At 72.1% G+C, this 11,674-nt stretch carries 7 protein-coding genes; 5 read left to right on the top strand and 2 right to left on the bottom strand.

Going from position 1 to position 11,674, the window contains the following annotated elements; all coding sequences use genetic code 11:
• Nucleotides 1–4 precede the first annotated feature (4 nt).
• Nucleotides 5–1,177, bottom strand: a complete 1,173-nt coding sequence (gene rhaI, locus HCC61_RS13310) for an L-rhamnose isomerase (protein WP_169135586.1) — start codon at nucleotides 1,175–1,177, stop codon at nucleotides 5–7.
• Between the two features lie 261 nt (nucleotides 1,178–1,438).
• On the bottom strand, nucleotides 1,439–4,792 hold the full coding sequence (locus tag HCC61_RS13305) for a family 78 glycoside hydrolase catalytic domain (RefSeq protein ID WP_169135585.1): 3,354 nt from the start codon (nucleotides 4,790–4,792) through the stop codon (nucleotides 1,439–1,441).
• Nucleotides 4,793–5,143: 351 nt separating this feature from the next.
• On the opposite strand from HCC61_RS13305, the gene HCC61_RS13300 reads away from it, so the two are divergent.
• From HCC61_RS13300 to HCC61_RS13280, 5 genes are all read left to right on the top strand, one after another.
• A complete protein-coding gene (locus HCC61_RS13300) occupies nucleotides 5,144–6,673 on the top strand; it encodes a sugar ABC transporter ATP-binding protein (protein ID WP_169135584.1) in 1,530 nt (509 codons plus the stop codon).
• Between the two features lie 86 nt (nucleotides 6,674–6,759).
• Entirely contained in the window at nucleotides 6,760–7,734 is a 975-nt protein-coding gene (locus HCC61_RS13295) for an ABC transporter permease (RefSeq protein ID WP_240968969.1), read from the top strand.
• Nucleotides 7,735–7,949: 215 nt separating this feature from the next.
• The gene (locus HCC61_RS13290) at nucleotides 7,950–8,867 is read left to right on the top strand and encodes an ABC transporter permease (protein WP_169135715.1); all 918 of its coding nucleotides are present in this window, start codon (nucleotides 7,950–7,952) and stop codon (nucleotides 8,865–8,867) included.
• A gap of 87 nt (nucleotides 8,868–8,954) precedes the next feature.
• Nucleotides 8,955–10,085: a rhamnose ABC transporter substrate-binding protein gene (gene rhaS / locus HCC61_RS13285; protein ID WP_169135583.1), complete on the top strand. Its 1,131-nt coding sequence runs from the start codon at nucleotides 8,955–8,957 to the stop codon at nucleotides 10,083–10,085.
• A 150-nt stretch (nucleotides 10,086–10,235) separates the two neighbouring features.
• Nucleotides 10,236–11,282 carry a LacI family DNA-binding transcriptional regulator gene (locus tag HCC61_RS13280; protein WP_169135714.1) on the top strand — a complete coding sequence of 349 codons (1,047 nt, stop codon included), beginning with the start codon at nucleotides 10,236–10,238 and terminating at the stop codon, nucleotides 11,280–11,282.
• The last annotated feature ends 392 nt before the right edge of the window (nucleotides 11,283–11,674 follow it).

The following is an 11,674-nucleotide window of genomic DNA, read 5'->3' as shown; positions in this document are numbered from 1 at the left end:
TGAACTACACTCCCCAGCCCGCCTGTTGACCGCCCTTGCGCTCTTCGGTGATCTTCTCCGCCCATCCCGAGCGGTGGTACGCCGCGACCGGGTCCGGTTCCAGCCCGCTCTCCTCCCGCAGCCGGGCCAGCAGCGGTCGTACGTCGGTGTTGTACGCGTCCATCAGCACCGCGTTGGCGCCCAGCACGTCACCGGAGCGCTGGGCGCTCGCCAGCGCGCCGCGGTCCACCAGCAGCGCCTTGGCGGTGGCCTCCTGCACGTTCATCACGGAACGGATGATCGCGGGGATCTTCGGCTCGATGTTGTGGCACTGGTCCAGCATGAAGGCGATGCCCGCCGCGCTGTCCAGCCCTCCGCCGCGCACCACTTCGTACATGATGCGGAAGAGCTGGAAGGGGTCGGCCGCGCCCACCATCAGGTCGTCGTCGGCGTAGAAGCGGGAGTTGAAGTCGAAGCCGCCGAGCTTTCCCTCCCGCAGCAGCAGCGCGACGATGAACTCGATGTTGGTGCCCGGCGCGTGGTGGCCCGTGTCGACGACGACCTGCGCCTTGGGGCCGAGCTTCAGGCAGTGGGCGTAGGCGGTGCCCCAGTCGGGGACGTCCGTGGTGTAGAAGGCCGGTTCGAAGAACTTGTACTCCAGCAGCATCCGCTGCCCCTCGCCGAGCCGGTCGCGCACCGCGGTGAGCGCCTCGGCCAGCCGGTCCTGGCGGTCCCGTACGTCGTCCTGGCCGGGGTAGTTGGTGCCGTCGGCGAACCAGAGCTTCAGGTCGCGCGAGCCTGTGGCGTCCATGATGTCGACGCACTCCAGCAGGTGGTCCAGGGCCTTGCGGCGGACCGCCGGGTCGGGGTGGGTGACCGAGCCCAGCTTGTAGTCGTCGTCCTGGAAGACGTTGGAGTTGATCGTGCCCAGGCGCAGGCCGCGCTCGCGCGCGTAGGAGGCGAGCGCGCCGTAGTCGTCGGTCCTGTCCCAGGGGATGTGCAGGGCGACGGTGGGCGCGACGCCCGTGTGCTCGTGCACGCGGGCCGCGTCGTCCAGCTTCTCCTCGGGCGTACGGGGCACCCCCGGCTGCGCGAACACCTTGAAGCGGGTGCCGGAGTTCGCGTACGCCCACGAGGGGGTCTCGATCCGCTGCGCTGCTAGGGCGGCACTGACGGCCGCCGGGTCCGGCTCTGACATGCGTCTCCTCTGTACGGCACCGCGGGCGGGGGGCGGGATCCGCCCCCGCGCCTGCCGGTGCCACGGACGGTGCTGCTGTGCTCGTGCTGTGGAGCGGGTGCTATGAAACGTTTCACGAGGCTCTGGGAAAGCTACTTCCGCAGGTGACGGGCGTCAACAGGCCTGCGCCTGACCGTCCCTGAGCCCGCGCCGCGCGGGTGCGCGGCAGGGACGCGAGCCCGGCCGCGGCCCCGCACGGCCCACGCGCAACGGCCGCCGCCCTCATCCGCCCTCCGCCGTGAAGCGGTGCGTGCCCGAGCCGGCGTCGAAGACCGCGCAGCCGTCGCGCATGTGCAGGAAGCGCACCCCGCCGGCCCGTACCGCCGACCGCTGCCGTGCGGGAACCCAGATCTCGCCCGTGGTGTTGGGCGGCAGCGAGACCGTCAGCCGGAACCGGCCCCCCGGATCGAGGCTCCAGCTGGTGGCGACCGGCCCGTACGGGGAGTCGTGCCGGGCGTCCGCCCTGCGCACGCCGCCGCCGGGGCGCGGCCTCACCAGCGTTCTGCGGAAGCCCGGTTCGGCGGGTGCGATCCCGCCCAGATTCCGGTACATCCACTCGCCGACGCAGCCGTACGCGTAGTGGTTGAAGGAGTTCATCTCCACGTCCTGGAAGCTGCCGTCGGGCCTGATCGCGTCCCAGCGCTCCCACATCGTCGTGGAGCCGCGGTCGATCTGATAGCCCCAGGAGGGGAACGACCGCCGGTGCAGCAGCCGTTGGGCCACATCGATGTGCCCCGCGTCCGTCAGCGCCGGCAGCAGCCGCGGCGTGCCGAGGAACCCCGTCGTCAGATGCGAGTCGTGGGCCTCGATCAGCTCCACCAGGCGGTCGGCCGCGGCGCGCTTCGCGGCGGCCGTCGGCAGCAGGTCCATCGACAGCGCCAGCACGTACGCGGTCTGGGTGTCGCCCTTGATCCGGGCACCTCCTTCGCGCACATACGCCGAGCCGAACGCCTCCTCGATCCGCCGGTGCAGCCTCTCGTACGGGCCGGCGTCCTCGCCGAGCAGCCGTGCTGTGCGGGCCACGAGCGAGGTGGCGTGCGCGAAGTACGCGGTGCCGATGACGTCCTTGGGCGTCTCGTCGCCGACGTTGAGCCAGTCCCCGTAGCCCTCGGCGGGCCGCAGCAGTCCGTCGCTGTGCGCTTCGAGATACGCGATCCAGCGGCGCATCGCCGGCCAGTTCTCCCGCAGCACGCGCACGTCCCCGTACGCCTCGTGCAGCGCCCACGGCACCGTGACGCCCGCGTCGCCCCATCCGGCGACGCCCTTGCCGACCTGTCCGGTGAACGGCGCGACGTCCGGGTACGCGCCGTCCTCGTCCTGTCCGTCGCGCAGGTCCTGGAGCCATTTGGTGAGGAAGCGCGCGGATTCCATGGTGTACGCGGCGGTGGGCGCGAAGACGTTGATGTCTCCGGACCAGCCGAGCCTCTCGTCCCGCGCCGGGGTGTCGGTGGGCACGGAGAGGAAGTTGCCGCGCTGGCCCCGAGTGATGTTGCCGTGCAGCTTGTTGAGCATCGGGTCGTCGGTGGAGAAGTCCATGGTCGACGGTGCCGAGGTGTGCATCACCAGGCCGGTCACGGCGTCGCGCGGCGGCGTGCCCGGATAGCCCGTCACCTCGACGTAGCGGAAGCCGTGGAAGGTGAAGCGCGGCTCGTGGACCTCCCGTCCCGGACCCTTGAGGGTGAAGGTGTCGACTGCGCGCGCCGTGCGGAGGTTGTCGGTGTAGAGCGCGCCCTCCCGGTCGAGGACCTCGCCGTGCCGCAGCCGGATGCGGCGGCCCGCCTCGCCGCCCGTGACGGTCAGGCGGACACAGCCGACCATGTTCTGGCCGAGGTCGAACAGGAAGGCGCCTGGGCGTACTTCGGTCACCTTCACCGGGGCGACGCGGCGCATCACCCGTGTCGGCGCGTCCGTCATGGCCACGACGGCGGGGCCGGAGCCGCCGCCCGGTCCGGAGCCGCCGGAGCCGTCCGGTCCGGGGGAGCCCGCGGGGGAGACCGCGACCGGCTCCCACCGCGCGTCGTCGTATCCGGGGTCCTGCCAGCCGGGGGTCTCGGCTCGTGCGTCGTACTCCTCGCCCATCAGCAGGTCGGCGGTCACCAGCGGGCCCGCCGAGGCCCGCCAGTCCGCGTCCGTGGTGACGCGGGCGGTGCTTCCGTCCTCGTACGAGACCTCCAACTGGGCCAGCAGCGCCGGGTGTTCGCCGTACTGGTGCTGACCGAACCAGCCGATGTTCCCGGCGTACCAGCCCGGCGCCAGCGTGACCGCGAGGGCGTTCGCACCGTGCCGCAGCGACCCGGTGACGTCGTAGGTGCGGTACGCGACGCGCTTGCCGTAGTCGGTCCAGCCCGGGGTGAGCCGGTCCTCTCCGACGCGGGTGCCGTTGAGGTGCGCCTCGTAGAGACCGAGTGCCGTGATGTGCAGCCGTGCCGCGGCCACCCCACGGGAGGGAAGCCGGAAGGCGCGGCGCAGCTGTGCGGGCGACTGCTCCGGCAGGACCTTGCCCCAGGGGTCCTCGCCCCACGTGGCCGCCTTGCGTGCGCGGGCCCACGAGCTGTCGTCGTAGCCGGGGGAGCGCCAGTCTCCGCCGGGCTCCTCGTCGGCGGCTCTCCAGGTGCCGTCGGTGGTGAAGCGCCGGATCTCCCCGGAGCCGCCCTCCCCGGCATCGCCCTCTCCGGCGTCGTCCTCTCCGGTGACGCCCTCTTCCGTGACAGCTTCCAGCGCCGCCAGCAGACCGGCGGGCCCCGCCTCGGAGTTGACGGCGGCGACCGCCACCGTGTTGGCGCCGGGGCGCAGTTCGCGAGTGACGTCGAGCAGCGCGGGCCTGCTCCAGCTCTTGCGTACGGGATGGGACTCGTGGGAGGCGACCTCGGTGCCGTTGACCCACGCGGTGAAGCCGTTGTCCGCGGCGATGACGAGCCGCGCCCGGCGTATGCCGTCCGGGAGCTCGGTCGTGCCGCGGAACCAGCGGGTGCCGGCGGGTACTTCAGAGGCGGCGTCGCCCTCCGGGAACCAGATCCACTCGGCGCCCTCCGGTGCGGGCGGCGCGACCAGGGCGGGCGGCGCCGTGATCCACTCCGCCCGCCACCGCCCCTGGCCGCCGGCCGTGAGCCCGGTCTCCCACCACGTGGGCGCGGACCAGGGAGAGGGGTGCCCGTCCTCGTCCCATACGCGCACCGACCAGTGGTAGCGGGTGCCGGGCCGCAGCGGCGGGCCGTCGTACGGGACGAGAACTGACTGCCGCGAGGTGCGCTTCCCGCTGTCCCACACATCGGGGTCGTGGAGCCGGGCGGGGTCGCCGGCGACCCGGATGCGGTAGGCGTGCTGGAGCCGGTCCGGCAGGCGGGAGCCGAGGGTCCAACTGAGGCGCGGGTGCGGGGTGTCCAGGCCGAGGGGCCGGTCCGCGTACTCCGTGGTGGTGCCCGTGACGTGGAGGGCGCCTTCCTCCTCCGGTCCGTCGCCGTCGCCCGCCGCCGTGCCCGGCCCGGCTGCCGCGGCGGGCTGAGCGAGCCCGGTCAGCGCGGCGGCCGGGACTCCGGAGACGGTCGCGCCCGCGATCAGACGGCGTCTGCTGATCATGTGCACCTCCTGTGACGGCACCGGCGGGCACCCGGTCGGAGCGAGGCTGCCGGAGCGTGAGGGCAAAACGTTTCAACTAGCGGCGCCAGGAACGTAGAACCAGCGGGAGCGGGCGTCAATAGGGCCGGAGGCGACGGCCGTTCACCTGCGTCGTACCCCTTGACTGGCCCGTATGGCGGGGCTAGCTTCCCCGGAGCCGGATTGAATCATTTCATTTTCAGGGTGTGTTCGGATGTCCGCTCGCGCGGCCCCTCCGGCGCACACCCACCGCACACCCGGCGCACCGCATACGCCCCGGCCGCGCATCCGCGAAGCGAAGCCCCCTCGCAGCAGCACAGGAGGAGCAGCACCATGACCCAGCCAGAACCGGCGGCGGCCGGGGTGCCGGTCCTCTCCCTGGAGGGAGTGAGCAAGTCCTTCGGAAACGTACGGGCCCTGCGCGAGGTCGGCCTGGCACTGCACGCAGGTCAGGCGCACGCCCTCGCGGGCGAGAACGGGGCGGGCAAGTCCACCCTCATCAAGATCCTCGGCGGGGTGCACGTTCCCGACGCCGGCACCGTACGGCTCGACGGCCGCCCCGTGGTCTTCGCGAGCCCCGCCGACGCGCGCGACGCGGGCATCGCCGTGATCTACCAGGAGCCCACGCTCTTCGCGGACCTGTCCGTCGCCGAGAACATCTTCATGGGCCGCCAGCCCCGCCGCTCCCTCGGGCGCATCGACCACGCCGCCGTACGCGAGGCGACCGCCGCCCTGATGCGCCGCCTCGGCGTCGGCCTCGACCCGGACCGTCCCGCACGCGGACTGTCCATCGCCGACCAGCAGATCGTCGAGATCGCCAAGGCGCTCTCCTTCGACGCCCGGGTGCTGATCATGGACGAGCCGACCGCGGCGCTCACCGGCTCCGAGACCGCCCGGCTCTTCTCCGTCGTCGAGGCGCTGCGCGCCGAGGGCGCCGCCGTGCTGTTCATCTCGCACCGCCTGGAGGAGATCTTCCGGCTCTGCGCGCAGGTCACCACGCTGCGCGACGGCCGCCTCGTCGCCACCGAACCCCTCGACGGGCTCACCGAGGACGACCTGGTGCGGCGCATGGTCGGCCGCGACCTCGACGAGCTGTACCCGCGGCGGGACACCGCGCCCGGCGCGCCCGCGCTGACAGTCCGCCGCCTCACCCGCGAAGGCGTCTTCCACGACGTCTCGTTCGAGGTCCGCCGTGGAGAGATCGTCGCCCTCGCGGGCCTGGTCGGAGCCGGACGCAGCGAGGTCGTGCAGGCCGTATTCGGCGTCGACCGCGCCGACGCCGGAGAGGTCGAGGTGGACGGAGTGGCGCTGCGGCCCGGCTCGCCCGCGGCCGCCATGGACGCGGGGGTGGCACTCGTACCCGAGGACCGGCGCCAGCGCGGACTGGTGATGGAGATGTCCATCGAGCGGAACATCGCACTGACCGGCCTCGGCACCCTCGGCACCGCGGGCATGGTGCGGCGCTCGCTGGAGCGTTCACGCGCCGCGGACTGGGCGGCCCGGCTCCGGCTGAAGTACGACCGTCTCTCCGACACCGCGGGCGTGCTCTCGGGCGGCAACCAGCAGAAGGCCGTGCTCGCCAAGTGGCTCGCCACCGAGCCGGGAGTCCTCATCGTCGACGAACCCACCCGCGGCATCGACGTCGGCACCAAGGCCGAGGTGCACCGGCTGCTCACCTCCCTCGCGGAAGAGGGCATCGCGGTGCTGATGGTCTCCTCCGACCTTCCCGAGGTCCTCGGCATGGCCGACCGGGTGCTGGTGATGCACGAAGGGCGGCTCGTGGCCGGGATACCCCGTGACGAGGCCACCGAGGAGTCCGTCATGGCCGCGGCGACCGGACGCAGCGCCAAGGAGGCCGCGTGAGCGAGACGTTGCAGAAGCCCCCGCCGCAGCCGTCCGGTGCCGCGGCGCCCGGCGGGCAGCACCGGCCGCGCCGGTCCGCCCGCTCCCTGGCCGATCTGGTCCTGCGCGTACGGGAGTTCAGCATCGGCGGCGCCCTCCTGGTGCTGATCTTCGGCACGTGGCTGGCCAACCCGGGCTTCCTCGACGGGCAGGGCGCCAGGGACCTGCTGCTCAACTCCTCGATCCTGGTGCTGCTCGCGACCGGCCAGTCCGTGGTCGTGCTCACGCGGAACATCGACCTCTCCGTCGGATCCGTCGTCGGCCTGAGCGCCTTCGCATGCGGCGGCTTCGTCTCCGGCACCCATCACGGCGCGCTCGCCGTGGTGCTGGTCGGCACCGTGCTCGGAGCGGCGTGCGGGCTGGTGAGCGGACTTCTCGTCAGCTTCGGAAGGGTGCCCGCGCTGGTGGTGACCCTCGGGATGCTCTACGTCATCCAGGGCGCCGGACACGCGTGGGCACACGGCAGGCAGATCAACGCCGCCGACGTGCCCGACGAGGTGCTGGCGCTGGGCAGCGGCAGCCTCCTCGGGGTGCCGTACCTGCCGCTGCTCTCCGCGCTGCTGCTGGCGGCCACCGCCTGGTTCCTGCGCTCCTACCGCAGCGGACGCGAGATGTACGCGATCGGGTCCAGCCCTGAGGCGGCGCGCCTGGCCGGAGTGCCCGTGCGCCGCCGGGTGTTCGCCGCCTACGTCTTCTCCGGATCCGTCGCGGGCTTCGCCGGCGCGCTGTGGCTCGCCCGGTTCGGCACGGTCGTCGCCGACGCCGCCAACGGCTGGGAGCTGACCGTCGTCAGCGCCGTGGTCGTCGGAGGCGTCGCCATCACCGGCGGCGTGGGCACCGTGTGGGGCGCCGCGCTGGGCGCGCTGCTGCTGACGACCATGGGCGGCGCCCTCGTCGTGCTCAAGGTCGACCCGTTCTGGGAGCAGGCCATCACCGGTGCGCTGCTGCTGGCCGCCATCAGCACCGACCGCGTCGTACGCAGCCGCACCACCGATGCGCTGAGGAAGAGGAGCAGGCATTGAACGCGCCGACGCCCCCGTCTCGGGCGGCAGACCGCACGGCGGCTGAGAACGCCGACGGGAACGCCGCCGCGACCGCCGCCGGAACCGCCGCCGGAACCTCGCCCGGCAGCGCGCCGGGCTCCGCGCCCGGCCACGCCGACGGCGCCGAACGACCGCGCGGCGCGGGCAGGTTCGTGCGCTGGGACACTGCCGCCGGCATCCTGCTGGTCGCGGTGATGCTGGCCGGAGCCGGGACCACCGACGGCTTCGCCGACGTCACCAATCTCTCCGCCGCGCTGAACGACACCGCCGAGATCGCCCTCATCGCCTTGCCGATGACGCTGCTCGTCGTCGCCGGACAGGTCGATCTGTCCGTGGCCTCCATGCTGGGTCTCTCCAGCGCGCTCGCGGGCGCGCTGTGGGACGCGGGCTGGGCCTTCGAGACGATCGTCCCGCTGTGCCTGGCCGTCGGAGTGCTGGGCGGACTGGTCAACGGCTGGCTCGTCACCCGGCTCGGGCTGCCGCCGCTCGCCGTCACCATCGGCACCCTCACCCTCTACCGGGGGCTGGCCTCCGTGGTGCTCGGCAACAGGGCCGTCTCCGACTTCCCCGAGTCCTACGCGCGGTGGGCGTCCTACACCGAGCCCGTGCCCGGCACCTTCATCCCGTACCCCACGGCCCTGTTCATCGTGCTCGCCGTCCTCGCGGCCTTCGTACTGCACTGCACGGCGGCCGGGCGGGCGCTGTTCGCCATCGGCGCGCAGGAGGACGCCGCGCGCTTCGCGGGCATCCGCGTACGGCGGATCAAGCTGGTGCTCTTCGCCGTCGCCGGATTCACGGCGTCCTTCGCCGGGATCGTCTACACCCTCCGCTACGGCAGCGCCCGCGCCGACAACGGGCTCGGGCTCGAACTCGTCGTCATCGCCTCCGTGCTGCTCGGCGGCGTCGACTTCAACGGAGGCAAGGGCACCCTCGGCGGGGCCGTGGCCGGCGTTCTGCTGATCGGCGTGCTCAACAACCTGCTCACCCTCAACGACGTCTCCAACGAGATCCAGGTCATCGTCACCGGCGTACTGCTGGTGGTGTCCGTGCTGACACCGCGGGTGGCGGCCCTCCTCTCGGAGCGCAAGCACCGCCGCGCCGCCGCCACTTGACGCGCCCGCCGGCAGCCGCCCCCTCCCGCTCCTCCCCGTTCACCAGTCGAAAGGCCCAGTCGAAAGGCCCAGTCGAAAGGCACCGCCATGCGAACCACGGCATCCGCCCGCACGCGCACGAGCACCCGCCGCACCAGCACGCGCCCCCGCACCCGGCTCACCGCCGCCGGCGCGCTCGTCTCCGCGCTCGCCTGCACCCTCTCCCTCGCGGGCTGCTCCGGCACCACCAAGAGCGACGCCGAGAACGACGCCAAGGACAAGGCGGGCAGTGCGAAGGCCGACCCAGGCGCACCGCTGAAGAAGGGCATGAAGCTCGCCTTCCTGCCCAAGCAGATCAACAACCCCTACGAGAAGCTCATCGACGAGGCGGGCATCGACGCCGCCGCCGGTTACGGCGGCAAGGCCAAGGAGGTCGGCCCCTCCGACGCGAAGGCCTCCTCCCAGGTCAGCTACATCAACACCCTCGTACAGCAGCGCCAGGACGCCATCCTCATCGCCGCCAACGACCCCAACGCCGTGTGCGGACCGCTGAAGCAGGCGATGAAGCAGCGGATCAAGGTCGTCTCCTACGACTCCGACACCGCCGAGGACTGCCGCCAGCTCTTCATCAACCAGGCCTCCGCGGAGGAGATCGGCCGCTCCCTCATCCGCCGCACCGCCGAACAGACCGGCCACAAGGGCCAGTTCGCGATCCTGTCGGCGACGGCGAACGCCACCAACCAGAACGCCTGGATCAAGTACATGAAGAAGGAGCTGAAGAAGCCGCGGTACAAGGACATGAAGCTGGTCAAGACCGCCTACGGGGACGACGACGACCAGAAGTCCTTCCAGGAGACCCAGGGCCTGCTCAAGGCGTACCCGAAGCTCAAGGCCGTCATCTCGCCCACCACCGTGGGCATCGCCGCCGCGGCCCGCTACATCAGCGACTCCTCCTACAAGGGCAAGATCGTCCTCAACGGGCTCGGCACCCCCAACCAGATGCGCAAGTACGTCAAGGACGGCACCGTCGAGGAGTTCTCCCTCTGGGACCCGCAGAAGCTCGGCTACCTCGGCTCGTACGCCGCCGCCTCGCTCGTCTCGGGCCGCATCACCGGCAAGGAGGGCGAGAAGTTCAAGGCCGGGAAGCTCGGCGAGCGCACCGTCGGCAAGAACGGGGAGGTCGTACTCGGCCCGCCCACCGTCTTCGACGAGAAGAACATCGACGACTACGACTTCTAGGAAGGGAGACGGACGGTGCAGCGTGTCTGCTTCCTGCTGAAGGTCCGCGCCGACCGGGCGGCCGGGCACCGGGAGCGGCACTCGGGACCGGCGTCAGCCGCCCGCGCGCACGGCGCCGGCCGCTGCGTAGCATGAGCGCTCGTGGCAGAAATGGTGGGCATCAAGGACGTGGCGCGGGCGGCCGGGGTCTCGGTCGGCACGGTCTCGAACGTCATCAACCGGCCCCAGGCGGTCTCTTCCGCCACACGCGACAAGGTCCGCTCCGCGATACGTCAACTCGGCTACGTACGCAGCGAGTCGGCGCGCCAGCTGCGGGCCGGGCGGAGCCGGATCATCGCGCTGCTGGTGCTGGACATGGCGAACCCGTTCTTCGTGGACGTCGCAGGGGGCGCCGAGCGCGCGGCCCGCGAGGCGGGCCTCGGCGTGATGCTGTGCAACAGCGCGCAGAACCCGTCCGAAGAGGCGGAGTACCTCTCGCTCTTCGCCGAGCAGCGGGTCCGCGGCGTTCTCGTCACCCCGGCCGACACCAGCGGCGGCAACCTCGCCGCGTTCCAGCGCCACGGCATCGCCTACGTCTCGGTCGACCGCGTACTGCCCAGCGCCGAGGGCTGCTCGGTCTCCGTCGACGACGTCCTCGGCGGTGAACTCGCCGCCCGCCACCTCCTCCAGCAGGGCCACGACGGCATCGTCTACGTCAGCGGCCCGATGCACCTCACCCAGTGCCAGGACCGGCACACCGGAGTCGTCAACGCGCTGCGCGAGGCGGGACTGTGGGAGGACGCAGCCACCTCCCGTACGGGGCACGGGGGGAGCGCCCTGCGCCTGGTGGAGGCGGAGCGGCTGGACGTGGCGGCCGGGCGGGACGCGGGTGCGCGCCTGCTGGGGATGTCGCCGCGTCCCACGGCGGTGTTCTGCGCGAACGATCTGCTGGCGCTCGGGGTGCTCCAGGCGCTCTACGGGGCGGGGGTGTCCGTGCCGGGGGAGATGGCGCTCGTGGGCTATGACGACATCGAGTTCGCCGCGGCGGCCGCGGTGCCGCTGACATCGGTACGGCAGCCCGCGTTCCGTATGGGCCGCGCGGCCGCGGATCTGCTCATCGAGGAGACGGGTGAGGAGGCGTCAGGACACGAGCACCAGCGGATCGTGCTCCAGCCCGAACTCGTCGTCCGCCGCTCCAGCATCGCCGCGCGCGCCTGAAGTGGAGAGGTGCGGCCCGCACTTGCGCAACGAGACGGCGCCGCCCCGCCGTGCGATACGGGGAGCGGCGCCGAGTGGGACGACGTCAGACGAGCCAGCCGACAAAGTGGGCGAGACAGGCCAGCGCGTTGGTGATGACGTTCATGTGGTGCGTACTCCTCGGTGTTTCAGAATGGGACAACTCCCCGGCGCCCATGGGACGTTGGGCCGGGGACGCCCGCGTGGACCGTGGCCCCGCTTGCGCACCGCAAGCATCACCCGACCCACCGTGACCGGGGCGCGGAATGCCACGCGGCCACGCTTACGGGTGAGCGGTCGTCTCGCTGTTCGGCTCGGACGGGCTCCCGCCGGGCCCGGCCGACGCGATACCGGGACGCAGGAAAGCCGGGAAG

The organism is Streptomyces sp. HNM0575 (assembly GCF_012726265.1).
Taxonomy (GTDB): Bacteria; Actinomycetota; Actinomycetes; order Streptomycetales; family Streptomycetaceae; genus Streptomyces.
Note: the sequence above shows the minus strand (reverse complement) of the source record. Positions and strands in the feature narration are given on the sequence as shown.